Raw genomic sequence first — 26,340 nt, 5'->3', positions numbered from 1 at the left:
CCGCCTCACTCGGGACCGGGGCCGTGCAGCTCCAGCCGCCACAGCGCCTCACTGAGCAGGTCCAGCCCCTGCCGCAGGTGGCGCCGGTAGGTGCCGTAGGGGAGGCCGAGCCGGCGGGCGGCGGCCTCCTGGGTGGGCGCACCGGAGAAGTAGCCCGCGGTCACGGCGTCGCGGGCGCGGACACCGCGCGGATCGCGGGCGAGGTCGTCGACGCTCCCGCGCAGCAGGGCGCGCAACTCCTCGACGGGCTCGCCGAAGTCGGCCGCCAGGCGGGTGCGGAGCAGCGCGCAGGCGGCGAAGGCGCCCGCGTCGCGCCAGTGTGTAAGGGCATCGCGGACGGCCTGGTCGAACGCGGCGCGCGAGACGCCCGACGGCCCGGCCCGGGTGGGCACGGCGGTGGCCGCTATGAAGTGGCGGAGCCAGGTTTCGACGGGCACCTGGCGCCAGTCGACCGCGAACAGGCCGTAGGTGTGCTCGCCGACCCGCGGCCGGGCACCGGTGTCGGCGAGGCTGCCCCTGACGCGCGCCGACCACGTCTCGGCGTCCCGCCAGACGGCGAAGCCGTAGGCGCGGCCGCGGGCGCGGGCGGACTCCGCCTGGGCGCGGGAGCTGCTGAGGTCGATGACGCGCGAGGGCACCTGGTACCGCTCGGGGTAGACCGAGAAGCGGCTGACGCCGATGTGCTCGCCGGGCCGGACCGGCCCGGCGGACTCGGCGTACTCCCAGGCGGCCGCCACGACCGGGTCGGCGGCCAGGTCCTCCGGGTCGGCGGGGGCGGGCAGGGCGAGGCGGGCCGTGAAGGCCACGATGCGGCCGGTGCTCACCAGGCGGTAGACGCTGAAGGCCTGCGGCTGGCGCCGCGCCCAGTAGCGGACGAGCTCCGCGGAGGCCGGGCCCTCGGTCTGCTCGGCCATCCGCAGCACCGTGTCGAGGTCGTCCGGGTGGAGGGGCCGGTCGTGCACCTCGTCCTCGCGGGAGAAGGTGCGCAGACGGGCGACCATCTCTCCGTCGCGAAAGAGGTAGAACAGCTCGTCGGTGACGGTCCAGACCCGCTCCTCGGGCGCCTCCCGCAGGACGCGCAGGTATTCCTCGGCCAGCCGCCGGCGCATCGTCACGAAGGCGTTGGGGGCCCGCCAGCGGAGGTCGGCGGCCAGCGTCTCGCGGGCGGCGTCGTGCGGGTGGAGCCCGCGGTGGGTGGACTCCATGAACGGCAGGTCGCGCAGCCAGGTGAAGAGCGGGTGGGCGTCCTCCTCGGGCAGGACGGCGGCGAGCAGCTCCTCGGAGGTCGAGTAGGCCTGGGCGGCCAGCTCCAGCGCGCGGCGGTGGGCCGCCGTCGGCACCTCGCCGATCAGGCCCGACAGCAGGGTGCGCAGGACATCCGCCGAGGGCGCCCAGACCTCCTCCCTCGTCCAGTCCGCCATGCCGGACGCGGCCGCCAGGGAGAGCGCAAGCGGGTTGCCGCCGGCGAAGCGGAGCACCCGCTCCCGCAGTTCGGGCAGGACCTGCGCGGTGGTGAGCAGGCTCCGGGCCTGTTCCTCGGTGAACTGCCCCAGTTCGCTGACGTGGAGGAGTCCGGCCCAGGCGGGATCGGCCGCCCACTGCGGCTGGGGCGCGAGGCGGCCCGCCAGCACCACCAGGGTGTCGGCGGCGGCGCGGGGCAGGAAGCGCTGCCACAGCCAGCTCTCCAGCCACTGGCAGTGCTCGAACGAGTCGAGGAACAGCACCGTGCCGGGGACGGTCAGGAAGGAGGCGGCGGCGCGCTCGAAGTCGGCCGGGTCCCGGCTGACGAAGCGGCCGTCCAGCTCCAGCAGGGGCCGTCCCGCCGTGCGGGCGTGGTCCGTCAGGCGGCGCAGCAGCGTCGACTTGCCGATGCCGCCCGGACCGGACAGGTAGAACGCGAACGGCGCCTGCGGGTCCCCGGCCAGGGCGCGCGCGAAGTGGTCGAGTTCCTCGTCGCGGCCGATGAAGGCCCGGACCCGGGCGCTGCTCAGCCGCTCTCCGACGGTTGCCATGGCGGCTCCTCTTTCCTCGTGCCGGCGGTGGTCCGTGGTGTGCGTACCGTCCGCGGTGGTGACGGGGGCGTGCTCGGCGGCGAGGCCCTCGGACAGGATGCTGAAGCGGGGGTCGACCATGACGGGGCGGACCTCTCGGAGAGCGCGGGCGCACGAGGAGCGCCGGGTGACGGTGACGTAAGGGGTGAGCGGCCGACTTCGCTCTCAGACGGGGGCCGAGCGGCGGCGGGGTCTCCGGCGACCGGGGCCGCGGGCCGCGGCGAGGAACCGAGGAGCCCCGCCCGCGAGTCGGCGGCGGAGGCGGCGGAACGCGGATCCGTGCACCGTGTCCGGGCGGGTGAGTTCGACTCTCCGCGCCGTGACCGGGACGGCAACTCGCGTTCTGGGCAACGTCGTATCGGTTCCTGCTTCGGGACGGCGGAGATGATCCGGCGTCAGGGCAGGCCCCGCAGAGGCCGTCCCGTACATTTTGACGTGCGCACTATAACCTGAAGATCGAATGATCAGAGCTGCTCTGATCCGAGCACCGGGCCGTTCGTCCCGGGAGAATCGCGGGCCCCGGCCGGTGGCCAGAGCGAGGTCCATCGAGGCCGCCTCGCCGAGGGGTTCGGCGCAGCCCGAGCACGGACGGCGTCTCGGTGATCGCCAGTTCCCGCCCGCCGGCCTAGCTTCGTCGACGGGGTCACACCGCGTACTCCCGCGGACCGGACTGCGGACACCGGACACGGCCGACGGCGTGTCAGGCGATCGATGCCGGCCGGACCGGAGGTCCCCTCCCCCCCGGCCCGACGCCGCCGCGCCGCCTACGGCTCGAGGGCCGCCCTGGCCCCGCTGTCGTGCGTGACGGGGACGCGCGCCATGCCGCCGACCGCCACCACCGCGTACCCGCCCGGCGCGGCACGCCCCCCGTGGGTTCGGCGCCGAGCGCCTGCCGCTCCCAGCCGCCCCGGAGGGCAATGACGGCGGCCGGGGTGCGGGGGTGCCACGGCAGGTCGGCCCGTGCCCAGCAGGCGGCCACGCGTGCGGCGCGGCCCGGGTTGTGGGTGCCCGCGGTGCGGTGGCCAAGCACGAGCACGCTGCCGGCGGGCAGTTCCTGGTGCAACGCAGCGAGCAGGGACCGGGCCTGCGGGTCGCTCAGCTCGTGCAGGACGTCGCCGAGCACGGTCGCCACGGGGCTTTCCCAGTCCAGGCCCGCCTGCTCCCGCAGAGTCGCGAGCACCGCGCCGGGCGCGGCGAGGTCGGCCCGCAGGTGTCGGATCCGGGCCGGTGCCGGGGCGTCGAGCAGCGCCCGGGCGTGCACCATGACGACCGGGTCGTGGTCCAGGTAGACGACCCGAGCGCCCGGCTGCGCGGCCAGGACCGAGCTGTGGATCGGGGCGAGCGCGGTGCCGGGCGCGCCGGTCGTCAGACCGCAGCCCAGGTCCAGGAACTGCTCCAGACCGCGCTCGGCGAGGAGCCCGACGGCGTGGTGGAGGAACTCCCTGCCATGCCGGACCGGGTCCACGCAGCCCGCGTCCTCGGACAGCAGGAGGTCGACGGCTCGTCCCGCAGGTGCTGGGTCGAGGGTGGGGTACGGGCTCACCACGCGTGCGGGTGACGCGCGGCCGCTTCCAGCGGAGACAGGCCGTCGACCGAGACCAGCTCGTCCAGCCGCTCGACACCGTTGTTGCCGAGGCCGGACGCCACCGATCACTCCGCGCCGACACCCGCCCGACGGGCAGGTCGCGTCCGGAGCCAGTAGGAGCGGGCCGCGACGGTCAGCGCGAGGCCGTAGACGGCGAAGGCGACCAGCCCGATCCAGCCGACCAGCAGCGCGTCGCCCGAGGAGGGGAAGTCACCGGGCCGGATCGTCACCACGTCGGCCGCGGCCAGGGCCAGGTATCCGACTCCCACCACGCCGTACGGGGCGAGCGTGGCGGCGCCGAGCAGAGCCGGGGCGAGCGGGAGCCAGCGCGGCACGCGCCGGCCGCGGAGGAACGGCAGCGGGCGGGGGAAGACCTGTCCCCACGGGCGGACCAGGCCCCAGAGGAGGAAGACGCCGAGCGCGGCCAGGAGTGCGGTGGGGTCCAGGCCGCAGGACTCCAGGGCGAGGAAGACGCCCGAGGCGCCGTTCCGCTCCGAGATCGCCAGCGTCTCCGCACCGGTGACTCCCGCGAACGTCCCGCCGGACGCCCAGACCAGCTTCATCGCCGCGTACGGGAGAAAGGCCAGTGTCCCGGCCCAGGCGGCGAGTTGGACGGCCCGCGGCGCAGCGGTCGGCGCCCGCACAGCGGTACCGCCGGTACTGCCGATTCCGGTGGTACCGGTGGCTTCGCCGGCCCGGTCGGAGCGGGCCGTGGCCGCGAGCAGGCCCGCTCCGACCGCTGCCAGGGCCTTGTTCGCCGCGGCGGCCGGGTAGTCCACGCCCTGACCGAACAGCAGCGTGATCACGTCCATCAGCAGGCTGAACGCGGTGATTCCCGCCAGCCCGCAGGTCACCAGGAGCAGGACCCGTAGCGCGGGCCGCAGTCCGTACCGCACCACCGCTCCGCTCGCCGTCGTCGCCAGCGCCCCTGTCGTCACGACCGCCCAACTCAGCGCGGCGCCGGCCGAGTCACCGCCGCGAGGGAGCAGGGAGGTCCCGCTCAGCGCACACGCCAGGCCGAAGGCGGCGTACAGCGCCCCCCACAGCAGGGTGGCCCGGGCCACCCAACCCGGCCACCGTTGCCACCGGGCGCTCGGGAGCGTCCTCATCGTCCGTTCGGCACTCGTCATGTTCCCCACGGTGCACCGTCCGTGGCGGTGCGCCGTCAGCCGCCGGAACGATCTCCCTCCCCCTGCCGGGTGAGTGCCCCGGGGTCCCGGGTGCGCGCCGCGGGCACGACCGGGACCCCGGGGGCACTCGGGCGAGGTCACCCCCCGAGGCGGCGCGCCAGGTCGACAAGGTCGGGCAACAGCAGGACCCGTCCGCCGGAACCCGGCAGCGGGACGTGCAGCGGTGCGGTCCACCGGGCAGGGATCGCGTCCAGCCCGTAGCGGGCGCCCGCGAGCCCGCCGGTCACCGCGGCGACGGTGTCCGTGTCGCCGCCCAGGTCGACGGCCGCGCGTACCGCGCTCTCGAAGCTCGTGGTGGTGCGCAGAGCCCAGACCGCGGATCCCAGGCAGGGCCAGACGGCGCCGTTGAACTCGGTCGCCCGGTCCGGATCCCAGCCGGGATCGAGGACCGTCGCGTAGCGCGGCCGGTGATCGGGATCGACGAGGTCCAGGATCTCCGGGAGCGCGCCGAGGGCGTCCTCGCCCTCCAGGGTGAGGCGGACGAGTTCGTGGAAGATCGCGGTGCCTTCCCAGGCGGCCCGGTCGCCGTGGGTGAGGGCGGCGATGCGCCGGGCGGCGTCCATGGTGGCCGCCCGTCCGGCACCGGCGAGGTGCACCGCGGAGGTCGAGGCCCGCATCAGCGATCCGTTGCCCGCCGCCCGCAGGTTCACCTGGAAGTGGATCGCGGCGGCCATGTCCCAGGCCATGCCGTTGGTCAGGACGTCCTCGGTCTGCAGGCCGATGTCCTTGGGATCGGACGCCGCCCACCGCTGGAAGCAGCCGAAGATGTCCGGCAGGTCCAGTCCACCGCGCTGCAGCAGCGACTCCGCCACCAGCACGGCCATCTGGGTGTCGTCGGTCGCCTCACCCGGATCCCAGCCGCCACCTCCGCACATCTCGCCGGCGCCACCGGCGCTGACACCGTCACCGGGTACGGGGAACCGGGTGGAGAAGGCGCCGCGGGGGCCGAACTCGAACGGGGCTCCGAGCGCGTCGCCCACCGCCGAGCCGACGACCGTGCCGGTGACCCGCTGAATTCGTTTCATCCCGTTCCCTGGCTGCTGAGGATCTCGGTTGTCCCGGTTCACAGCCAGGCCACCAGGTGCGGCAAGCCGTTCTCGGGGTCGTCCGTGGCGGGGGCGGTCGGGGGCAGGTCGGCCAGCTTGACCGGGACGGCGTCCGGCACCAGGTCGACCCGGTGGATGGACTCGGTCCCGTCGGCGGCGGACAGGTAGGCGAGCGCCTTGCCGTCGGGGGAGAGCACCGCTCCCGAGACGAAGCGCTTCTCGGGCGGGAGCAGTGCGTCCACGCCCTCGACCCGGCTGAAGTCGGCTGCGAACCCGACGCGGTAGAGGTTGTCGCGTGTCCCGCAGAGCAGATGGCCGCCGTCGAGCCAGAGCCTGGGAACGCAGCCGCTGGGTACGCCCGCCGAACCCGGTACGACCTGGTGGCCCGGTTCGGCGGGCGTCCCGAGCAGCAGCGGCTCGACGACGCCAAGGGTGCTTCCGGTGACCTGGTCGCCGCGCCACAGCACCGCGTTCTGCTGGGTGTACCCGGCCGCTACCGTGCCGCCGGGGGCGACCGAGACTCCCTCGGGCTTGGTGCCGAACGGGCGTGCCGGCCACGGGCGGTCGCCGGCCAGGGCGAAATCCTCGCCGGGCGCCGTGCCCCGGGGCGCGGGCTCGGCGCCGCGTACGGCGAGGTCACGGCTGGTCAGCTTCCGGCCTACGGTCTCGTACCAGAGGACGGAGGTGCCCTCCTGGAACAGCGGTCGGCGATCCTCGCCCGGCCCGTCGGCCGGCGCGGTGGAGGCTGCCCGTCCGCCGGGCAGGGTGAAGGCGGCCGCCCGCTTCATCGCCCCCGAGTGCGGTGCCACGGTGCCGGCGATCAGCGAGAAGTCGGCGTTGAACGCCTGCCGGTCGGCGGTCGCCGAGACGGCTGTGGCCAGGGTCGGGTCGCAGAGCGTGGCACTGGTGGCCAGGTCCGGCAGGGTGGCGACCCGGCGGGCTTCCTCCCTGCCGTCGGTGGCCGCGTGGGCGGTGACGGTCACCACGTGCACCTTGCCGTCCGCCGTGGTCGGCGACGGCGCGGCCCACCGCTCGCAGCGGGCGACCACCAGCCGGCCGGGCCCCGCGAGCGGCGGCCCGGCCGGCGTCGGCGCCGCCTCCGGCCCGCTGCCTCCGCCGGGACTCGTACAGCCGCTCAACGCCAGGAAGGTCGCGGCGAGCAGGGCCGCCGCCCGGCCGCGGCCGAGGGCGGGTGGGCGCAGGGTCACGGTTCTCCTCGATGGTACGGCCGGTACGCTCGCCGACCGGGCCCGGGCGCCGATCGGTGCGAACCGTCGATCGGTGCGGACCGCCGATCGCTGCGGACCGCTCGAACCGGTGCGATCACCGGACGATACTTCATCCGAGCGGGTGACCTGACGGCCCATCCGCTCGCCCGGGGACCCAGGTCCGTGCGGTCCGACAGCCGGGAGTGTCGGTGGTAGGGGCTAGGTTCGGGGGGTGAGCGACTACTACGACCTGTTCCTGGCTGTGGATCTCCCGTCGGACCTCCCGGCGTCGGTCGTACAGGAGGTGAGATGGCTCCTGGGTCAGGCCGACCGGGCACCGGCGACGCATGCTGCCGTCGACTGGGAGGACTCCGGCCACGAGCCGTGGCCGGTCTTCGACGGCGGATCGGCGAGCCACTCGTTCGCCGGTGCGGACACCGCGTTGCTGGTCCGTGCCGTCGATCGGGCGGATCCCGAGGGGAGCGCCCCCTGGGCGCTCACCCTTCGCACCGGTGTTCACGAGGACGAGTTCGGGGTGGTGATGGAGGCGGTGGAGTGGCTCCTCCGGAAGGCGACCGGCGTCGGATGGGTGGGGTTCGTCCGCAGTTCGGCCCCGGAGGGCATCCGTCATGTGATCCGCCGGCAGGACGGGTTCGATCTGGTGGATGTCCGTTCGGCCGGTACGCGGGCCCAGGTCTCCTGGTCCTAGGGCGACGGCCTGTCCGGACACTCCCGCGGCCGTGTCACGGTCGGCCCGCTCACCCCGTCACGGGCAGGCACTCGGCGAGCAGGCCGACGATGTCGCGCCAGGCCCGCCGCGCGTGCCGCGGGTGGTGGCCGACGCCGGGGACCACGCTCTGGTCGACCGGCGGGTGGTGGAAGGCGTGCAGGGCCCCGCCGTAGACCACCAGGCGCCAGTCGACGCCGGCGGCCTGCATCTCGGCGGCGAAGGCGTCCCGTTGCCCGGCGGCCATGATCGGGTCCTCCGAGCCGACCCCGGCCCACACGGGGCAACGGATCCGCGCGGCCTCGCCCGGGCGGCCCGTGGTCAGTGCGTTGACCGTTCCGATCGCCCGCAGGTCGACACCGTCGCGTCCGAGTTCCAGCGCGATCGCGCCGCCGGTTCCGTAGCCGATGGCGGCGATCCGGTCGGGGTCGGTCCGGGGTTCGGCGCGCAGTACATCGAGGGCCGCGTGGCCGATGCCCCGCATCCGGCCGGGGTCGGCGAGCAGTGGCATCACGCGGGCCAGCATCTCCTGCGGGTCGGTGAACCAGTGTCCGCCGCCGTGGAGGTCGAAGGCGAGTGCCACGTAGCCCAGTTCGGCGAGGGCGTCGGCCCGGCGGCGCTGGAAGTCGTTCAGGCCCGGCCCCTCGGGGCCGATCAGGACGGCGGGCCGGCGGTCGACCCCGGCGGGAAGCGCGAGGTGCCCGGCCATCGTCAGGCCGTCGGCGGGATAGGTGACCGTGCGTGTGGTGACCATCGTCATGAGATCGGACTGTACGGATCGTCGCTCCGGACCGGGGCGGACTTTCCCCACAGCGAAACGGAGCAGGTGCGGGCTCCGCCGCCCCCGTCCACCCTGCAAAAGAAAATCCTCTCCGGCCCCCGATGGCCGAAACTACACTTCACCGCATGCCATATGACAATGTGACACTGCGCCCCGTGGCCGAGAGCGAGCTGGGCACGCTGGAGGAACTGGTCCAGAACCCGGAGGCGGTCGGGACGTTCCAGTGGTTCGGCTGGACCGACCCCGGGTCATGGCGGCGGCGGTGGGCCGAGAACCGGCTGCTGGGCGACGACCGCGGACAGCTGGCCGTCGCGGCCGGCGGCGAGTTCCACGGGTTCGTCGGCTGGCGGCGGGTGGACGTCGTGCCGCGCTCGTACTACTGGAGCATGGGTATCCAGCTGCTCCCCGGATCGCGAGGGCGGGGCATCGGGACTCGGGCCCAGATCCTGCTGGTGGACTACCTGTTCGCGTACTCGCCGGTCGCGCGGGTGGAGGCCGACACCGAGACGGAGAACTTCGCCGAGCAACGCGCGCTGGAGAAGGCCGGGTTCACCCAGGAGGGCGTGCTGCGCAACGTGGTGTTCCGCGACGGGCAGTGGCGCGACAGCATCCGCTACAGCGTGCTGCGGGACGAGGCGGCCGCCCGCCGGACCTCCGCCGAATCGTAGGCGGCGGGCGGGTGGCCGGGTGGGTGGCCAACTGACGGAGCGCCCGGCCCCGGGGCCCACTTCCGGGGCCGGGGTGCCCGATGTGTGGAATACCGGTCGAAGCCGTTCACGGTTGCGGCACAATGTGCGCCTACCACCTGTGATCTTGACCCGGGGAATCCGCGTGAATTCGACCCATGTCCACACCCCCGCGCCCGCCGCGGCGCCCCTGCCCCCGCGCACCAAGGGGCAGATTGCCCTGCGGGTGCTCGCCCTCTGGCTGCTCCCGCCGCTCGGCGCACTGTGGGCGTGGCGCTCCAAGCGGCTCACCAAGGGCGCGAAGCTCGCCGTCACCGTGCTGGCCGCCGTCTGGCTGCTGATCCTGATCGGCGCCTCCGGCGACTCCAAGGCCGAGCAGAACAGCAAGCCCCCGGGCCCGGTGAGCTCCGCCCCAGCCGAGCCGACCGCGCCCACCACCCCGCCCGGCGGGACCACCCCGCCGGCGCCCACCACCCCGCCCGCCCCGGCCGCGCCCGAACCCGCCGCCACCGAGCCGCCCGCCGCACCCAGCCCGGTGCCGACCACCGCGCCCCCGCTGCCCGCGCCCGTCCCGGTCGCGCCCAGCCCGGTCGCGCCCAGCACCCCCGCCGCCGCCCCGGCTCCGCCGAAGCCGCCGGTCCCGGAGACCAAGCCGCCGGTGACCACCCCGAAGCCCCCCACCAGCGAGCCGGAACCCACCACCCAGGCCCCGGCGGCGGCCTACTACAAGAACTGCGCCGCCGCGAAGGCCGCCGGCGCCGCACCGCTGCACCGGGGCGACCCGGGCTACCGCGCCGGGCTCGACGCCGACGGCGACGGCGTCGCCTGCGAGCGCTGAGCCCCGGAGGAGGAGGAGGAGGGGGCGGCGCCACGGCCGGTCCGACCCGCCCGCGTCGGACCCGCCGGACCCGCCGGACCCGTCCGACGCGTCACGGTGCCGCTGCCCGGACCGGTCCTTCCGTCACACCTTCGACCACGGCGACGCCGAGCACCGGACGATCCCCCGCCGGAGCACGGTGGCCCCGAAAACCGTGGAAGAAAGTTCGCGAAGGGATGTCGAGAACCCGCGCCCGGCTCCGTCCCAGGGGTGAAGACGGCCACAATGGGCCGTACCTCACCAAGGAGAACATCATGGCCAAGTACCTGCTGCTCAAGCACTACCGGGGCGCGCCGGCGGCGGTCAACGACGTGCCGATGGACCAGTGGGAGCCGGAGGAGGTGACGGCCCACGTGCAGTACATGCGTGACTTCGCCGCCCGGCTGGAGGGCACCGGCGAGTTCGTCGACAGCCAGGCGCTCTCCCCGGAGGGCACGTTCGTCCGCTACGACGGCGAGGGGCGGCCCCCGGTCACCGACGGTCCGTTCGCGGAGACCAAGGACCTGATCGCCGGCTGGATGGTGATCGACGTGGAGACCTACGAGCGCGCGGTCGAGCTGGCCGGCGAGCTGTCGGCGGCCCCGGGCGCGGGGGGCAAGCCCATCCACGAGTGGCTTGAGGTGCGCCCGTTCTACGGCGAGAAGTGCACGGCCACCGAGTGAACGAAGCACTGCTCCGGGCCCTGGTGCCCGCGGTGATCGGTGTCCTCGTCCGTCGCGGAGCGGACTTCGCGGCGGCCGAGGACGCCGTACAGGAGGCCCTGGTCGAGGCCGTGCGCAGGTGGCCGGACGACCCGCCGCGCGACCCGAAGGGCTGGCTGGTCACGGTGGCCTGGCGCAAGTACCTCGACGCCGTCCGGGCCGACACCTCCCGGCGGCGGCGCGAGGACCTGGTCGAGGCAGAGCCCGTGCCCGACCGGGGCGAGGCGGTGGACGACACGCTCCAGCTGTACTTCCTGTGCGCGCACCCGTCCCTGACGCCGGGCTCCGCCGTCGCGCTCACTCTGCGCGCGGTCGGCGGCCTGACCACGCGGCAGATCGCGCAGGCCTACCTCGTGCCGGAGGCGACCATGGCCCAGCGGATCAGCCGGGCCAAGCGGACCGTCTCCGGCGTCCGCTTCGACCGGCCCGGTGACGTCGCCACCGTGCTGCGGGTGCTCTACCTGGTCTTCAACGAGGGGTACTCCGGGGACGTCGACCTCGCGGCCGAGGCGATCCGGCTGACCCGCCAACTGGCGGCCGGCACCGACCACGTGGAGGTCGCGGGCCTGTTGGCGCTGATGCTGCTCCACCACGCCCGGCGCCCGGCCCGGACGAGCCCGGACGGCAGGCTCGTGCCGCTCGCCGAGCAGGACCGCGGCCTGTGGGACACCCGGCTGATCACCGAGGGCGTCGACGTGCTCCAGGCCGCCCTCGCCCGCGACCGCCTGGGCGAGTTCCAGGCCCAGGCGGCCGTCGCCGCGCTCCACGCCGACGCCCGGACCACCGAGGAGACCGACTGGGTGCAGATCGTCGAGTGGTACGACGAGCTGGTACGGCTCACCGACAGCCCGGTGGCACGCCTCAACCGGGCCGTCGCGGTGGGCGAGGCCGACGGCGCCCGGGCGGGGCTGGCCGCCCTGGCGGAGCTCGACCCCGCCCTGCCGAGGTACACCGCCGTCGCGGCGTACCTCCACGAGCGCGACGGTGATCCGGCGACCGCGGCACGGCTCTACGCCCAGGCCGCCCGGTCGGCGCCCACCCTCCCCGAACGCGACCACCTCACCCGGCAGGCCGCCCGGCTCAACGCGCAGCTGCGCCGGTGACGCGGCGGGCCCGGCGCTCGTAGCGGTCCTCCGTCGGCAGCCGTTCGACGACCTCGACGTCGAACTGCTGCCGGGTGTCGCGTCCGTGCCGGCCGTCCGGGCTGTGCACGGAGACCTCCCCGCCGAACAGCGGGCCTGTCCGCACGGCGGGGGAGATCCGGACGGGGGTGATCACGGTCGCGCCGCTCTTCCGGTAGCCCGGGCCCGAAGGCGCGGCGCAGGCGGCGCTTGTCCAGGGACACCGGGACACCTTGCACGTCCGGGGGGGGAAGAACGGCGGGCACGGCGTCCTCACCCACCTCGGCGTCGACACCATCCAGCGCAAGTGGTCACGCTTCCTGCCACCAGCCGTGCGTTGTCAGCCTTCCTGGCGCCCGTCACCGCCGCACAGCCGGTGCAGGGCTACGCGGCTCTCGTCGTCCGCGCCGCGGTAGACCAGAAGCCGGAGCTCGGGGTCCTCCAGCGGGAGCAGGACCTCGAAGTCGACGGCGATCGTCCCGACGGCCGGGTGCCGCAGCAGCTTACGACCGCGGCCGTTGACGCGGACCTCCCGCTCTGCCCAGAGCCGGGCGAAGTCCTCGTCCTGCGCGGTGAATTCGGCGATCAGCCCGGCCAGTGCCCGGTCCTGCGGGTGGGCGGCCCAGGCCGCGCGCAGATGGGCGACGCCGTCCCGCAGCACCCTCTCGCGGTCGGCGTAGAAGCCGCGCATCGGCGGGTGCAGCAGGCAGAGCCACATCGCGTTCCGCCGCTCCGGCGGAACGGCTTCGAACTCCGGTAGCAGCCGGGCCATTTCGGGGTTCCAGGCCAGCAGGTCGTAGCGGTGGTCCAGCAGCATGGCGGGCAACGGGGAGAGGTCGTCGACCAGGTGGGCCAGCGACGGCGCCGGACCAGCGGCCGGCCCGCCGGTGGTGCCGGGGCGGCGCCGTCCGGCCAGGTCGAAGAGGTAGTCGCGTTCGCCGGGTGCCAGCCGCAGGGCCCGGGCCAGCGCCGCCAGCACCTCCGCGGAGGGCCGAAGCCCCCGGCCCTGCTCCAGCCGGACCACGTAGTCGGTGCTGACTCCGGCCAGCTCGGCGACCTCCTCGCGGCGCAGTCCGGGCGTTCGCCGGGTCCGCCGGTGCGCGGGCAGGCCCAGCCGGTCCGGGTCCAGCCGTTCGCGCCGGCTGCGCAGGAAGGCGGCCAGTTCCTCGGTGGTGTCCATGGTGCGGGTCGTCATGACCGGTCCAACCGCCAGGGTGGGACCGGTCTTCCCAGGAAAGTCCCTCCCTTATCCGGGACCCGCCGTCGCTGCAGACTCGGTCCCGGCAAGGGAACACGAACACACGCGAACACTGGAGAACCCGATGGCACTGGCCCTCGACGACTACCGGCTGCTGGGCCGCTCGGGACTGCGGGTCTCACCGCTGGCCCTGGGCACCGCGACCTTCGGCACCGAATGGGGATGGGGCGCGGAACGGGCCGAGGCCCGCAAGCTGTTCGACCGCTACGTCGGGCTCGGCGGCAACCTCCTCGACACCGCCGACACCTACACCGACGGCAGCTCCGAGCGCCTGCTGGGCGAGTTCGCCCACGAGGAGCGCGAACGCCTGGTGCTGGCGACCAAGTACTCGACCCTGCGCCGCCCCGGCGACCCGAACTCCGGGGGCGGGCACCGCAAGGCGCTGTTCGGCTCGGTGGAGGGCAGCCTGCGGCGGCTCGGCACCGACTACCTCGACCTGCTGTACCTGCACGTCTGGGACTTCCGGACCTCGGTGGAGGAGGTGCTGCGCGGCCTGGACGACCTGGTCCGGCAGGGCAAGGTGCTGTACGTGGCGATCTCCAACACCCCGGCCTGGCAGGTGTCCCGGATGCAGGCGATCGCGGACCTGCGCGGCTGGTCGCCGCTGGTCGCGCTGCAGCTCGAGTACAGCCTGATCGAACGCACCGCGGAGCGCGACCTGATCCCGATGGCCCGGGAGCTGGGCCTGGGCGTGGTCCCGTACTCGCCGCTCGGCGGCGGCGTGCTCAGTGGCAAGTACGGCCGGGACGACGTGGGCGCGACGGGCGCCGGCCCCGACGGGAGCACCCGCCGGAGCCACAACCTCGCCCTGGGAACCCTCACCGAACGCAGCCTCGGCGTGGCCGGGGTGGTCCGGGAGGTGGCCGACGAGCTGGGGCACACTCCGGCCCAGGTGGCGCTGGCCTGGACGCTGCGGAACCCGGGCGTGACGAGCACGCTGCTCGGCGCCCGCACCTGCGCCCAGTTGGAGGACAACCTGGGCGCCCTGGCGGTCGAGCTGACGGACGCCCAGCTGGCCCGGCTCGACGCGGCGGGCGCGATCGCCCTCGGCCAGCCGCACGAGCTGCTGGTGAGCGAGCCGATCCGCCGGGTGACCACGGGCGGCCTGCGGATCGAGAGCCGCCGCTGACCCGGCCGCCGGCGGCGGGAGCCGGAGTCCGGAGCCGCGGTCGGTTCACCGTCCGGGCGAGCCACGTCCGGATCGCTTCCGCGTCGGCGACGGTCGGACCGGTTCCCACTCTCGTGACCAGGTTCCAACCAGCGCGTCACGACTCAGGAATCACGGATCGGCTGTGTGGATCTTGGTGACCACCAGTTCGCGCACGGGACAGATATCACGCGTCGGCACAGGGCCCCCATCCGGCGGTCCGCGCAGCTGACGTTTGATCACTCGAACAAACAATCGAATAATGGGTTCATGACCTCGGCCGTTCCGTTCTCCCGCCCCGTCCGCCCGCCCGAGCGGCCCGGCGATGCCGAGCGGGCGCCGCGCGAGCTGATGACCCTGCCCGGAGCATCCCGGGACGTGCGGCGGTGGCGGCTGGTGGAGATCCGGCTCGGCGGGGAGTGGCGCCCGGGGATGCTCACCGTGTGGCGGCGCCCGCCCGGCGCCGCCTGCTGGGTGGTCCATGTGCGCTGGGCGCCCGACACGGACAGCCCACAGCCCTGGGGGTGGTTCCTGTACACGGAGGAGACCGTCCGGCCGCTGCCCGAGCCGCAGGACGCGCCTCCACCGGCCGCGCCGTTCCTCGGTCGGTGGCGGGACGCGGTGGCGGTGCCCGCCGAGCTGGCCGGCACGCCCGCCGAGGACGGCGCCGACCGGTGCTGGCGCCTGGCCTGGGCGCGGGTCGGCGGCCACTGGCGCTCCTGCCTGGTCACCGCGCGTCGCCGCCCGGGCCCGGAGCTGCCCTGGATCGCGAACGTACGGTGGGGCGAGGACAAGGACACCGCCTGGCTGATCGCCGACCCCACCACCCTGCGGCCCGTCCCGCCGGGCCGATCACCTGCGGAGGAAGCGCCAGCAGAGTCGGCCCCGGAGGGCAACCCCTACGGGCCGGGCGTGCCCAGGGGGGTGCCTCGAAGCCTGGCACAGCCCGAAGGGGCTTCCTAGGATCTGGAACCGCACCGGAAGACCCTCTCCCGGCACCGTCCTGAAACCCAAGGCTCTCCCATGGCACACCCCCTCACCCTGTTGCGGGCGGCGAAAGGGCTCTCCCAACCGGAGTACGCCCTCCTCGTGGCGCAGTGGCCTCACGCCTCGAAGCCGCCCTGATCGGCATCCGCCAGCACGACCGGATCTGTCGCCGCGAGGCCCGGACCTGACCCGCACCCCGGAGGCACCCGGGTGGGGGCACGGCCGGGGGCGCCCCGGCTGCGGCCGTACCCCCGCCGGTCACCGTCCGGCCGGGCCCGCCGGACGGCCTCGGACCTCAGCTATTGCGTGCCTCGGCCTCCTGCTGCAGCAGGCCCGCGATCCGGGCCAGGTCGTTGATCTCGTCGAGGAAGCCCTCGATGTCGGGCGTGGACGCGCCGTTCACGGCCAGGTAGAAGGTGTTCAGCCGGCCGTGGCCGGCGTCGAGGTAGCCGCCCAGGGTCTGGGCGCCGACGGCGAGCCGCTGGTTGAGCCCGTCCTCGCCGACCACGCTGCCGGGCTTGGCCCAGACCTTGCCCTTGCCGGGGCAGGTGGGGCAGCCGGCGCACGCGCCGGCCAGCGAGCCGTCCACGCCCAGGATCGGCAGCGCGTCGCGGAAGCGGGCGGCCTCCGGGGTGTTCTGCCAGTAGTTCACGATGTCGGTCTCGATCCTCGGGGTGACCCGGTCGACCGGGTTTCCGCCGCGGCCGTCGAGGAGTTGGGCCTGGGTCGGGTCGATCCCGGCCCCGCGCAGGAACTCGTTGAGGACGGGGAAGCCGTTTTCGCACTGGTGGCTGCCCGCGGTCACGGCCATCAGGCAGATGGCCAGATTGGCGCCGAGGTTGTGGCTGACCTTGAGGATCAGCTTGGCGTACTTCGCGTAGACCGGGGAGACGTAGGCGGCCACCCGCCGGGTGCCGTCGTAGGAGTCCGGCACCTTGTCGGTCGGGTTCGGCCCGGTCGGCGAGGCGGTGACCGTGACGCCCGCGCGGCCGAGGGCCTCGATCAGGGCGGTGCGCCCGAACGCGGCCGGGTCCTGCACCGGGGAGATCCGCAGGGTGGGCGGGGCGTCGGCCGCGATCGTGCCGGAGACGGTGATCCGGGTGCCGTCGGGGGAGGCGGAGACCGTCAGGTCGGTCGGACTGCCCGCCGCGACCGTCCGCACCGTCGACTCGACCTGGTACGGCGCGACCTGGGGACGCCAGGTCAGCTGCGCGCTCTGGCCCGGGGCGGTCGGGGTGGTCAGCAGGTCGATGACGTTGTCGTTGACGATCAGCGGGGTGGGAGTCGGGTCCAGGCCAGGGAAGGAGCTGAAGAGTCGGGTGTCGACGGCGACGTCGCCGTCGATCCGGGTGAGTCCGGCATCACGCACCTGCCGGGCGATCAGGTCGAGCCCGGCCAGCGGGTCCTCGGGGGTGAGGGTCGCGCCGGGCACGTCGTTGGCGTAGGTGTGGTCGATCGGGGTGTAGGAGACCGAGCCGTCCGGCGCGGTGCGGCCACCCATGGTGAGGTCGCCCTGGCCGATCAGGACCAGGTTGCCGTCCAGGGCCGAACCGTTCTGCTGCCCGACGGCCTGCACGGGGGTGGTGAACTCGTGGTCGCCGCCCAGCGCGTGCCAGGCGCCCGAGACGCTGAGCAGCTTGGCCGTCGAGCCGGGGAGGAAGAACTGGTCGGGGAACTGGGAGTGGATGACCTCGCCGGTGGTGCCGTCCCGCTCCAGCAGTCCCCACTGGGCGTGCTCGTAGCCGGGCTTGGCCATGATGGCCCGGATCTCGGCGCTCAGCTCGTCGCCGTGCGCGGCGGCCGGCGCGGCGGTGCCGAGCGTCAGCGCGGGGACGAGCACGGTCGCGAGGCTGGTGAGGAGGGCCGCGGCCCGGAAACGGCGACTTCTGGGGGTCGAACTCATGGATCCACCTGTTCTGGGCCGGGTACCGGCGCCGTCCTGACGGTCGGACATTCCGCGAGACATACCCGGGCGGTGGCCCCGGCCGCTGGGGCCGGAGCGCGGTTCACCCTCCCGCCACGCGTCCTGCCGTCACTCCGGGGTTCCGGCCGTCGGGTGGCGCCTTTCGATGAATTCCGATGGCTCCTTGACGGGCCAAGTCATTAGCTGCCATATTATCTGCATGACGAGGGACGGTAGCGACGGTGAGCAGCCCACGCTGGAGCAGGCCGGATGGCAGCTGCGGCACTACGGGCTGGCGGTCGATCCGCAGGCGGTGCTGGTCGCCGTGCGACTGATCTCCGCGGGCGCGAGAGTCGGCCGGGCGGCCGAGGCGCACTTCGCCCGGTTCGGGCTCTCGACGGGCCGCTACCGCCTGCTCTCCGACCTCGAAGGTCACGGGGGAGAGAAGTCCCCCTCCCAGCTGGCGGCCGATCTCGACGTCTCCAGGGCCACGGTCACCGGCCTGCTCGACGGACTCGAACGCGAGGGCCTGGTCGCCAGGCGCCCGTCCACCGAGGACGGGCGCGGCACGGTGGCGGTCTTGACCGCGCGCGGTGCGCAGCGCCTTCGCGACATGGCGCCCGAGCACTTCGGGCGACTGGAGGCGATGGTGGGCGGGCTCACCGTCGAGGAGCGCACGGTGTTCCTGGACCTGCTCTCCCGCGTCGTGCGCGGCAGTTCGGCGCTGACGGCCGACTGACCGCCGACTGACCCCGGCCCAGTCGGCCGACCCCGGCCGTAGGCCGGCCCGGGCTCCCGTCCCGTGGACGGGAGCCCTTTTCACGGAGTAGTAATTAGCCGACTAATTACCTGACCGGGGTGAGCCCGCCCGGCTGCCCGGTCTAACCCTTTCGCCTATCGGAACCCGAACGAGAAGAAGAGGCCGACATGCCCGCAACGAAGGACCGAACCGCCCCGAGCCGGGCGGCCGCGCGGCCGTTCGTCCTGTGGCGCGAGGTGCTGACCGCCTACGCCGCTCCCGCGTTGATGGCCGGTACCGCAGGGGTGGTCACCGGTCAGGCGGACCTCACGGTGGCGGCCGTCACCTCCATCGCCGGTACCTCCGCCGTGGTGGCGTTCCTGGTCGGCGCCTGGCTGCGGCACGGCGGGCGGCCACGGCGCTGGACCCTCGCCCTGCCGCGGCTCGTGCTGACCGTGCTGCTCGTCGTCGCGACCGCCGGCGTGGCGGCGGGGCTGGGGTGGTTCGTCGCCGCATGGCTGCCGGCGCACACCACGCTTCCCGCCGCCCCCTGGCTGCGGCGGCTGCGCGTCGACCTGCCCGTCTCCGCCGTCCTCGCCACCACCATCGTCACCCTGCGCTGGCGCGGCACCGTCGCGAAGCCCCGGCCGTAACCCCGGCCGTAACCCCGGCCGTGGCCCCGGCTCCGGCCGTCACTGAACCCGGCGGCACCCGCCGCCGCGGAAGACACCAGGTATATGAGGACACCCGATGATCGTTGTCATGGGAGCGACCGGAACCACCGGAACCGCCCTGCTCCACAGCCTCCGCGCACTCGACGTACCCGTGCGCGCCCTCACCCGCACCCCGCAGCGGCCGCTCCCCGGCACCGCCGGCCCGCGGCACGACCGGCTCGTCGAGGTCCGGTACGCCGACGCCGGCGACCCCGACTCGCTGCGCGCCGCCTTCGAGGGCGCCGACCAGCTCTTCCTCGCCATGGCCAACAGCCCCGCGCAGGTCGCGCTCGAAACCCGCGTCATCGACATCGCCGTGGTCAGCGGCATCGGACACGTCGTCAAGGTCTCCGCCCCGGCGGCCGAGCCGGACTCGCCCGTCGCGATATCCCGCGGACACCACGCCGTCGAGGCACACCTGCGCGCCTCCGGACTCACCGGCACCGTCCTGCGGCCCTACGCGTTCATGCAGAACCTCCTGCGCCTGGCGCCCGCCGTGGCCGAGGGGGTCGTCCTCGGCGCGATGGGGGAGGCGCCCTGCAACTACGTCGACAGCCGCGACATCGGCGATGTCGCGGCCGCCGTGCTCACCCGCCGTCACCTCGCGGGCGGCACCTACACCCTGACCGGACCGGAGGCCGTCTCCCATCCCGACCTCGCCGCCCGGCTGACCGCGGTGACCGGCCGCCTGATCCGGTACGTCGACCTCGCCCCGGACGAGATGCGCGACGACCTCGTCCACCGGGCCGGCATGCCAGACTGGCTCGCCGACCACGTCGTGGAGATCCAGCGACTGGCCGTCGCCCGCCCCGAGACACCCACCAGCACCGTCGCCGACGTCCTCGGCCGCTCGCCCCGCACCCTCGACGCCTTCCTGGCCGAACACCGGCACCATTTCGACCGGTAGCCCGCCGGCGGCGCCCGCCCCGGCTCCGCAGCGGTCGCGCCCCGGGGGCCCGACCGCTGCGGACGCTGTGGGTGGATGGCTGGCCCTGGCCGTGACGACGGTCTTCGCCACCCCTAGCCAGCGCCTGCGGTCCCCCGGGGGGAGCCGGGGGGTGGGGCCACCGGGCTCCGCTCGGCGAGGTGGGCGTCCATGGTGGCGTTCAGAGCGGTGATGAACTGCTCGAACTGTTGCAGGAGTTGTGGCGGGTAGGGGGCCATCGCGGCGTCGAGGCGGTGGGCGAGCGGGCCGAAGAACTCGTCCGCCCGCTCCTGGATGTGCGGGCCGCCGCGCAGGGTGACGATGCGCCGGTCGGAGTGCTCGCGGGTGCGGGTGATGTGCCCGGCCGCTTCGAGGCGGTTGAGGAGCGCGGTGGTGGCTCCCGTGGACAGGGAGATGCGCTCGCTCAGCCGGGCCGGTGACAGCGGGGCCCCGCGTTCCTCGGCGGCGGCGATCTCCAGCACCGCGGTCGCGTCGGTGGAGTGCAGGCCCAGCCAGGCGGCGAAGCGCCGGCTGAGTTCGGCGTAGTGGCCGCCATGGATCCGCAGCCCCTCCATCAGCCGCTCGCGCCGCGCCGCGACACCGTCGCCCATCGCTTCCTCCACAGGCACTGCCACCTCGTCTCGCCCGCCGGGCGTCCAGGTGGGCGGCCCGCCTTTGACAACCTACCCCCATCAATTTACCTTCATCATGGAATTACTTCACCATGGAGGTATCTGACGTGCGTGCCCCGTCTCCCATCCCCGACAGGACGACCGAGCCATACCGGTGGCGGTGGCTGATCCTGGCGGTGATGATCGTCGCGGAGATCATGGATCTCCTGGACGCCTCGATCGTCAACGTTGCCGGGCCGGACCTGGAGAGGTCCCTCGGCGCCGGTTCCGTCGGACTGCAATGGGTGATCGGCGGCTACGCCCTCACCCTGGGCGCCGGCCTCGTGCTCGGCGGCCGGCTCGGCGATCGCTTCGGCCGACGCAGCATGTTCCTGATCGGCTTGGCGACCTTCACCGCGAGCTCCCTGCTGTGCGCGGTCGCGCCGAACATCGAGTCACTGATCGCCTTCCGCCTGCTGCAGGGCACCGCCGGAGCGATGCTGCTGCCCCAGGGCCTGGGCCTGCTGCGGGAGAACTTCTCCGGCCCCGAGCTCACCAAGGTCTTCGCGGTCTTCGGACCGGTCCTCGGCCTGGGCGGCATCATCGGCCCGGTCCTGGGCGGCTTCCTCATCGAGGGCGACTACTTCGACCTGGGCTGGCGGTCGGTGTTCCTGGTCAACCTGCCCATCGGAATCGCGGCACTGATCGTCGCCGCGAAGTTCCTGCCCAAGAAGGCGGGCGACCGCTCCGTACGGGTCGACACGACCGGCGCCGCGCTGGTCGTGGCGTCCTGCGCCCTGCTGGTGCTGCCGCTCAACCAGGGGCAGGAGAACGGCTGGCCGCTGTGGACATGGCTGTCCATGGCCGCCTCGGCGACCGGTTTCGCCCTCTTCGCCCTCCAGCAGCGCCGCACGGCAGCCGCAGGACGCGAGCCGCTGGTGACCCCGGGCCTGCTTCGCAAGCCGGCCTTCACCGTAGGCCTCGGCGGCATCGCCCTGTTCTTCGGCGGGCTCATCGGCACCCAGCTCGTTCTTACCCTGTTCCTCCAGATCGGCCGGCACTTCACCGCCGGTGAGGCGGGACTGGGCAACCTGCCCCTCGCGGTGGGAACCGCGATCGGCGGCGCGGTCAGCGGCGCGTTCCTCGCGGACAGGATCGGCCGCAAGGTGCTGCAGATCGGACCGCTGGTCCAGCTGGCCGGCGCGGGCGTGCTGTGGTTCGAGCTCGACGGCCTGGACGTTACCTCGTTCTCGATCTGGGACGTCGTCCCCGGCGTGACGGTGGCGGGCATCGGCGCCGGCATGGTGATCGCCGCCCTGTTCAGCTTCATCCTGGCCGCGGTCGACGACGACGAGATCGGTTCCGCCTCCGGTGTCCTGTCGGCGGTCCAGGCGGTCGGCGGTTCCATCGGTGTCGCGGTCTTCGGCTCGGTGTTCTTCGCCCAGGCCAAGGCCGGTGACTTCACCGGCGGCTTCCACCGCGCGCTGATCGTCCAGGCCTGCCTGCTGGCCGTCTTCTTCGCGATCACCTTCCTGCTGCCCAGGAAGGGCCGCCCCGAGGAAGAGCAGCACGGCACCGCCGCCGCCACCGCGCCCGCCACCGGCTCCGACGCGGAGCGGCACCTCACCGCGTGAAGCACAGCTGGGGAGGGCGCCCGCGGAAGCCCGCCGAACACCGCCGTCCGCCGCACCGCGGCCGGGTCACCTCCTCCTGACCCGGCCGCGGGCCGGCGGCCCGGCACCCCCCTCGGCGTGCCCGGCCGCCGGCCCCGGGCGGCCGGGCATCAGGTCCGCCCCAGGCGCAGGGCCAGCACGGGCTCGCCGGTCGGCCGCACCGACCCGCCGGCGGGCTCCACCGTCAGGCCGACGGACCGGGCACCGTCCAGGGGCGCGGTGAGCAGGAGGGCGCCGTCGCCGTCCGGCAGCAGACCGGCCGGGAGGTAGGTGCCCGCGTGGTCGAGCCAGAGTTCGTAGACGCGGCCGGGCCCGGGATCGGGAAGGCCGGTGGCGAGGAACCCGGCCCGGTTGCGGTCGGCCGACCAGACCACGGTGCCGACACCCGAACCGGCGGTGACGGTGCTCACCCGGGCGTCCGGGGCGGTCAGCAACTCGCCGAAGGCCGCCTGCCGGGCACGCAACTGCCCGGCGTCGGAACGCGCCCGCCGGGCCTGCTCGTGCTGCTGCACGGCGAGGACACCGAGCGCGGTGGTCGCGGCCAGCGAGGCGGCCAGGGCGAACCGCGGCCAGCGGGCCCGCCGGCGGACGCCGGGCGGCGCGACCCGGGGCGCGGCCGCGCCGGTGTGCCGGGGGAGCGGCGGCGACTGGTGTTCCCCCTCCAGCCGGGCCAGCAGCGCCGCCCGCAGCCGCGGCGGTGGCTCGACCGCCTGGGCCGTACCGAGCCGGCTCAGGGCCGCGGCGAAGCCCGCCACCTCCTCCCCGCAGCTCTCGCACCCGCCGAGATGGGCCTCGAAGGCGTCACGTTCGTCCGCGTCGAGGGAGTGCAGCGCGTACGCGCCGGTGAGCAGGTGGAGATCGCTGTCGGCGGGGGCGGTCATGATCCGGCTCCCAGGCAGTCGCGCAGGCGGATGAGACCGTCGCGCATCCGGGTCTTGACGGTGCCCAACGGGGTGCTCAGCCGTTCGGCGACCTCCCGGTGGGTCAGGCCCTGGTAGAACGCCAGCAGGACGGACTCGCGCTGCAGATCGGTCAGGCGCCGCAGGCAGTGCCGGACCTGTTGTCGCTCCATCCAGGTACCGGCTCCTTCGGCGGCCTCGTCGAAGGGCGTCTCCCGGCTGCCGGCGGCCACCGTCCGGTCGCGGTCGGCCGCCGCCTCGCAGTGCCGGACCCGGTCCACGGCACGGTGGTGGGCGATGGTCATCACCCAGGGCAGTACCTCCCCGCGCAGCGGGTCGTAGCGGGCCGCGCCGCGCCACACCTCCAGCATCACGTCCTGCGTCACCTCCTCCGACTGGGCCTCGTCCCGAAGGATCCGGCGAACCAGGCCGAACACCGGGCCGGCCACCGCGTCGTACAGCCGGGCGAACGCCTCGTGATCACCGGCGGCGACGAGCGCCATCACCGCCTTGAGGTCGCCCGGCGGCTCGGAGCGGCCGGGCAGGAAGGCGACGGCGGTCACCTGCCACGCCCCCGCGATCCGCAACTCCGGTGACCGGCCGGGCGGATGCAGCGGCGAGGCGTACCGGCCGGACGGTCGCGTGCGGCAGGCACGGCGACCGTCCGGGCCTGGTTCGGGGCTTCAGGAATGTCGTTCACCGGTCGGACGGTATTCGCCCCCGGCGGGCCGGCGGATTGCCTTCGGACGGATCCGGTCGCCCCCCTCACCCGATCGAGTGAACCCGGGCAACGGACCCATCCGCGGCGCCGAGCCGACCGAATGGGGAGTGTGAGCAACGATGTGACCACCCGACGCGCCGGGCGCCGCGACCGTGCCGGAGCGCTGACGGCCCTGATGGCGTTCGGCGCGGCCGCCGCCTGCGCGGCCCTCGCCGTCGGCGAGACGGCGGCGGCCCTCCTGCGCCCGCAGGCGGCCCCGGTGATCGCGATCGGCTCGGCCGCGATCGACCTCGCGCCCACCGCGGTCAAGGAGTGGGCGGTGCGCTCCTTCGGCACCTCCGACAAGACCGTGCTCCTCACCGGGATCTACACCGTCATGGCACTGCTCGCCGTCGCCCTGGGGCCCGTGGCGGCCCGCCACCGCGCCGCGGCCGTCGTCCTGCCGCCACCGGCCCGCCCCCTGCCAGCGCTGCCGCCCGCCGCCGGGCCACGGATCCCCGGACTCCCACCGCTGCGCACGCCGACCGCCGACTTCTACCGCGTCGACACGGCCCTGACCCTGCCCCGGATCGACCCGCGCGACTGGACGCTGCGGATCCACGGCCTGGTCGACCGGCCCCTGGAACTGTCCTTCGACGAGTTGCTCGCGCTGCCGATGGAGGAACTCGACCACACCCTGACCTGCGTCTCCAACGAGGTCGGCGGCCCGTACGCGGGCACCACCCGCCGGCTCGGGGCCTCGCTGCCGGGCCTGCCGCGCCGGGCCGGTCTGCGGACCGGTGCGGAGCAGCTGCTCGGCCGCTCCGAGGACGGCATGACCATCGGCACACCCGTGGCGTCGGTCCTGGACGGCCGCGCCGCCCTGCTGGCGATCGGCATAGACGGCGCGCCGCTGCCCGTCGAACACGGCTTCCCCTGCCGCACCGTCGTCCCGGGCCTCTACGGCTACACCTCCGCCACCAGGTGGCTGGTCGACCTGGAGGTCACCACCTTCGCCGCCCCGCGACCCGTACTGGGTGCAGCGCGGGTGGGACCGCACCGGCGAGGTGCGCACCGCCTCCCGCATCGACGTGCCCGCCGCCTTCGCACGGGTGCCAGGCGGGGACGTCACCGTCGCCGGCACGGCCTGGGCGACCCACTGCGGCGTCGCCGCCGTCGAGGTCCGCGTCGACGGCGGGCCCTGGCAGGAGGCGGTGCTCGCCGCCGACGCCGGGCCCGACGTGTGGCGGCAGTGGCACCACACCTGGCGCTCGGCCACGCCCGGCACGCACCGCCTGGAGGTCCGCGCCACCGACGCGACCGGGGCCGTCCAGGAGGAGACCCGCAGACCGCCCTTCCCGGCCGGTGCGACGGGCTGGCACAGCACCGTCGTCACCGTCCTGTGAACCGTCCGACCCCCGCTCCGAGCGGGACGCCACCACCCATCCGAAAGAGAAAGAAACCGATGACCACCATCCTGCGCCGCAAGCCCGTCACCGCCCTGCTCGTCGGCGGCGTCCTCGCCGCCACGCTCACCGCCTGCGGGGGCGACGACAGCTCCACGGCGGCCGGCCCGGCGCCGACCGCGGCGGCCGCGACCACCGGGGCCGCGCACCCGGTACCCGTGCCGGACTCCCCGGCCGCCCAGAGCACGGCCGGGGCGAGCACGGCCGGACAGGCGATGACCGGGCAGCCGTTCGGCGCCGCCTGCACCGCCGTCCCCAAGGACGGCGCCGGCTCCTTCACGGGCATGGCCGCCGACCCGGTCGCCACCGCCGCCTCCAACAACCCGCTGCTCTCCACCCTCGTCACCGCGGTCAAGAAGGCCGGTCTCGTCGACACCCTCAACTCCGCGAAGAACATCACCGTCTTCGCCCCCACCAACGACGCCTTCGCCAAGCTGCCCAAGGCCGACCTCGACGCCGTCCTCGCCGACAAGGACAAGCTCACCAAGATCCTCACCTACCACGTCGTCCCGCAGCGGCTGGCCCCGACGGCCCTGACCGGTGCGCACAAGACCCTGGAGGCCGACGAGGTCACCGTCACGGGTGCCACGCCCGAGTTCGCCGTCAACGGGTCCGCCAAGGTCCTCTGCGGGAACGTGCAGACCGCCAACGCCACCGTCTACATCGTCGACACCGTGCTGATGCCCGCCTCCTGACCCTTCGTCGCCCCACCGACCGCGGTCCCCGGCCCCATGTCCCAGGGCCGGGGACCGCGTCCACCGGGCGAACGGCCCCTCACTCGTGCGGCCCGGCCTCCAGCGCGGCCCGCAACGCCCCCGCGACGACCATGACACCCAGATCGACGACGACCCCCTCGGCGTCCCACACACCGCGGCCGGTGATCATCAGGCCGATCAGGGCCAGGTCACCGGCGTCGTTGCGCAGTTCGTACTCCGCGATGCTCTCCTCGCCGACCTCGCCCAGCTCGTCACGGTCCCAGGCGGCGACCGCCGACTCGGCGACGGAGCGCGGCAACCGCACGGTGATCCGATCGACCTGGGGATCGAGATGGGCCCCGATCGCCGCCAGCACGGCACGGTCCCGCTGGTACCTCACGTACTGTTCGCGATCTTCCATGGGGCCGAGCGTACCCAGGCCGATCCGGCTCCCGGTGCGGAAGCCGGTGAACGTCCGGGGCGGTGGATCTCCGTGAGACCGCCCGGCAGCCGAAACGACGAACTCCCCGCCGGACACCGGGCGGGGAGATCGTCGCCAGGGCACGGCCGGCGGCGCGATGGCACGACGACGCGGCTCGGCCGCGGCTCGCCGCCGACGTCGACGCGCGCACGCTCGCATGCCCGACGGGC

25 protein-coding genes and 1 pseudogene are annotated in these 26,340 nt (G+C 74.2%); 13 read left to right on the top strand and 13 right to left on the bottom strand.

From position 1 onward, the window contains the following. Window positions 1-5 precede the first annotated feature (5 nt). The 5 genes from OG618_RS02090 to OG618_RS02070 all read right to left on the bottom strand — a co-directional run bounded on the left by OG618_RS02090 (window position 6) and on the right by OG618_RS02070 (window position 7,080). The gene (locus OG618_RS02090) at window positions 6-2,132 is read right to left on the bottom strand and encodes an ATP-binding protein (RefSeq protein ID WP_329485379.1); all 2,127 of its coding nucleotides are present in this window, start codon (window positions 2,130-2,132) and stop codon (window positions 6-8) included. A 619-nt stretch (window positions 2,133-2,751) separates the two neighbouring features. Next, on the bottom strand, window positions 2,752-3,594 hold the full coding sequence (locus tag OG618_RS02085) for an SAM-dependent methyltransferase (RefSeq protein WP_329485378.1): 843 nt from the start codon (window positions 3,592-3,594) through the stop codon (window positions 2,752-2,754). A 107-nt stretch (window positions 3,595-3,701) separates the two neighbouring features. Further along, window positions 3,702-4,766 carry a hypothetical protein gene (locus OG618_RS02080; protein WP_329485377.1) on the bottom strand — a complete coding sequence of 355 codons (1,065 nt, stop codon included), beginning with the start codon at window positions 4,764-4,766 and terminating at the stop codon, window positions 3,702-3,704. Between the two features lie 137 nt (window positions 4,767-4,903). Then, complete coding sequence (locus OG618_RS02075) at window positions 4,904-5,851, bottom strand: ADP-ribosylglycohydrolase family protein (RefSeq protein WP_329485376.1); 948 nt, start codon at window positions 5,849-5,851, stop codon at window positions 4,904-4,906. Window positions 5,852-5,889: 38 nt separating this feature from the next. Then, a complete protein-coding gene (locus OG618_RS02070) occupies window positions 5,890-7,080 on the bottom strand; it encodes a hypothetical protein (RefSeq protein ID WP_329485375.1) in 1,191 nt (396 codons plus the stop codon). A 232-nt stretch (window positions 7,081-7,312) separates the two neighbouring features. On the opposite strand from OG618_RS02070, the gene OG618_RS02065 reads away from it, so the two are divergent. Next, window positions 7,313-7,789: a hypothetical protein gene (locus tag OG618_RS02065; protein ID WP_329485374.1), complete on the top strand. Its 477-nt coding sequence runs from the start codon at window positions 7,313-7,315 to the stop codon at window positions 7,787-7,789. A 49-nt stretch (window positions 7,790-7,838) separates the two neighbouring features. On the opposite strand, the gene OG618_RS02060 is transcribed toward OG618_RS02065, so the two are convergent. Beyond that, the gene (locus OG618_RS02060; RefSeq protein ID WP_329485373.1) at window positions 7,839-8,567 is read right to left on the bottom strand and encodes a dienelactone hydrolase family protein; all 729 of its coding nucleotides are present in this window, start codon (window positions 8,565-8,567) and stop codon (window positions 7,839-7,841) included. Window positions 8,568-8,713: 146 nt separating this feature from the next. Between OG618_RS02060 and OG618_RS02055 the strand changes: the two genes are divergently transcribed. From OG618_RS02055 to OG618_RS02040, 4 genes are all read left to right on the top strand, one after another. After that, on the top strand, window positions 8,714-9,256 hold the full coding sequence (locus OG618_RS02055) for a GNAT family N-acetyltransferase (protein ID WP_329485372.1): 543 nt from the start codon (window positions 8,714-8,716) through the stop codon (window positions 9,254-9,256). A gap of 163 nt (window positions 9,257-9,419) precedes the next feature. Then, complete coding sequence (locus OG618_RS02050) at window positions 9,420-10,112, top strand: excalibur calcium-binding domain-containing protein (protein ID WP_329485371.1); 693 nt, start codon at window positions 9,420-9,422, stop codon at window positions 10,110-10,112. A gap of 293 nt (window positions 10,113-10,405) precedes the next feature. Then, complete coding sequence (locus OG618_RS02045) at window positions 10,406-10,813, top strand: YciI family protein (protein WP_329485370.1); 408 nt, start codon at window positions 10,406-10,408, stop codon at window positions 10,811-10,813. After that, complete coding sequence (locus tag OG618_RS02040) at window positions 10,810-11,955, top strand: RNA polymerase sigma factor (protein ID WP_329485369.1); 1,146 nt, start codon at window positions 10,810-10,812, stop codon at window positions 11,953-11,955. Before OG618_RS02045 ends, OG618_RS02040 begins: the two co-directional genes overlap by 4 nt. On the opposite strand, the gene OG618_RS02035 is transcribed toward OG618_RS02040, so the two are convergent. Together OG618_RS02035 and OG618_RS02030 are read right to left on the bottom strand one after the other, a co-directional pair. Further along, window positions 11,933-12,130, bottom strand: coding sequence for a hypothetical protein (locus OG618_RS02035; RefSeq protein ID WP_329485368.1), 198 nt, complete (start codon window positions 12,128-12,130; stop codon window positions 11,933-11,935). The genes OG618_RS02040 and OG618_RS02035 overlap by 23 nt on opposite strands. A gap of 183 nt (window positions 12,131-12,313) precedes the next feature. Then, the gene (locus OG618_RS02030; protein WP_329485366.1) at window positions 12,314-13,168 is read right to left on the bottom strand and encodes a helix-turn-helix domain-containing protein; all 855 of its coding nucleotides are present in this window, start codon (window positions 13,166-13,168) and stop codon (window positions 12,314-12,316) included. A 127-nt stretch (window positions 13,169-13,295) separates the two neighbouring features. Between OG618_RS02030 and OG618_RS02025 the strand changes: the two genes are divergently transcribed. Beyond that, window positions 13,296-14,360: an aldo/keto reductase gene (locus OG618_RS02025; RefSeq protein WP_329485365.1), complete on the top strand. Its 1,065-nt coding sequence runs from the start codon at window positions 13,296-13,298 to the stop codon at window positions 14,358-14,360. A 288-nt stretch (window positions 14,361-14,648) separates the two neighbouring features. Continuing rightward, the gene (locus OG618_RS02020; protein WP_329485364.1) at window positions 14,649-15,341 is read left to right on the top strand and encodes a hypothetical protein; all 693 of its coding nucleotides are present in this window, start codon (window positions 14,649-14,651) and stop codon (window positions 15,339-15,341) included. Between the two features lie 319 nt (window positions 15,342-15,660). Here OG618_RS02020 and dacB read toward each other — a convergent pair whose 3' ends face one another. Continuing rightward, on the bottom strand, window positions 15,661-17,268 hold the full coding sequence (gene dacB, locus OG618_RS02015; protein WP_329485363.1) for a D-alanyl-D-alanine carboxypeptidase/D-alanyl-D-alanine endopeptidase: 1,608 nt from the start codon (window positions 17,266-17,268) through the stop codon (window positions 15,661-15,663). Between the two features lie 220 nt (window positions 17,269-17,488). On the opposite strand from dacB, the gene OG618_RS02010 reads away from it, so the two are divergent. The 3 genes from OG618_RS02010 (at window position 17,489) to OG618_RS02000 (ending at window position 19,627) form a co-directional block, all read left to right on the top strand. Further along, window positions 17,489-18,007: a MarR family winged helix-turn-helix transcriptional regulator gene (locus tag OG618_RS02010; protein ID WP_329485362.1), complete on the top strand. Its 519-nt coding sequence runs from the start codon at window positions 17,489-17,491 to the stop codon at window positions 18,005-18,007. 188 nt (window positions 18,008-18,195) lie between these two features. Next, window positions 18,196-18,660: a hypothetical protein gene (locus OG618_RS02005; RefSeq protein ID WP_329485361.1), complete on the top strand. Its 465-nt coding sequence runs from the start codon at window positions 18,196-18,198 to the stop codon at window positions 18,658-18,660. A 109-nt stretch (window positions 18,661-18,769) separates the two neighbouring features. Continuing rightward, window positions 18,770-19,627: an SDR family oxidoreductase gene (locus OG618_RS02000; protein ID WP_329485360.1), complete on the top strand. Its 858-nt coding sequence runs from the start codon at window positions 18,770-18,772 to the stop codon at window positions 19,625-19,627. 113 nt (window positions 19,628-19,740) lie between these two features. Here the strand turns inward: OG618_RS02000 and OG618_RS01995 are convergent, their stop codons facing one another. Next, the gene (locus OG618_RS01995) at window positions 19,741-20,256 is read right to left on the bottom strand and encodes a MarR family winged helix-turn-helix transcriptional regulator (protein WP_329485359.1); all 516 of its coding nucleotides are present in this window, start codon (window positions 20,254-20,256) and stop codon (window positions 19,741-19,743) included. A 113-nt stretch (window positions 20,257-20,369) separates the two neighbouring features. On the opposite strand from OG618_RS01995, the gene OG618_RS01990 reads away from it, so the two are divergent. Next, window positions 20,370-21,890, top strand: coding sequence for an MFS transporter (locus OG618_RS01990; RefSeq protein WP_329485358.1), 1,521 nt, complete (start codon window positions 20,370-20,372; stop codon window positions 21,888-21,890). A gap of 149 nt (window positions 21,891-22,039) precedes the next feature. On the opposite strand, the gene OG618_RS01985 is transcribed toward OG618_RS01990, so the two are convergent. Both OG618_RS01985 and sigK read right to left on the bottom strand, forming a co-directional pair. Continuing rightward, window positions 22,040-22,810, bottom strand: coding sequence for an anti-sigma factor (locus tag OG618_RS01985; protein WP_329485357.1), 771 nt, complete (start codon window positions 22,808-22,810; stop codon window positions 22,040-22,042). Next, entirely contained in the window at window positions 22,807-23,391 is a 585-nt protein-coding gene (gene sigK, locus OG618_RS01980; RefSeq protein WP_329485356.1) for an ECF RNA polymerase sigma factor SigK, read from the bottom strand. The genes OG618_RS01985 and sigK overlap by 4 nt, the downstream gene beginning before the upstream one ends. 258 nt (window positions 23,392-23,649) lie before the next feature. Between sigK and OG618_RS37960 the strand changes: the two are divergent. Beyond that, window positions 23,650-24,934, top strand: a pseudogene (locus OG618_RS37960) (molybdopterin-dependent oxidoreductase). A gap of 59 nt (window positions 24,935-24,993) precedes the next feature. Continuing rightward, the gene (locus OG618_RS01965) at window positions 24,994-25,689 is read left to right on the top strand and encodes a fasciclin domain-containing protein (protein WP_329491982.1); all 696 of its coding nucleotides are present in this window, start codon (window positions 24,994-24,996) and stop codon (window positions 25,687-25,689) included. A 79-nt stretch (window positions 25,690-25,768) separates the two neighbouring features. Here OG618_RS01965 and OG618_RS01960 read toward each other — a convergent pair whose 3' ends face one another. Further along, entirely contained in the window at window positions 25,769-26,110 is a 342-nt protein-coding gene (locus OG618_RS01960; RefSeq protein WP_329485355.1) for a hypothetical protein, read from the bottom strand. Between the last annotated feature and the right edge of the window lie 230 nt (window positions 26,111-26,340).

It is taken from the genome of Kitasatospora sp. NBC_01246 (genome assembly GCF_036226505.1).
In the GTDB taxonomy this organism is placed as follows: Bacteria; Actinomycetota; Actinomycetes; order Streptomycetales; family Streptomycetaceae; genus Kitasatospora.
Note: the sequence above shows the minus strand (reverse complement) of the source record. Positions and strands in the feature narration are given on the sequence as shown.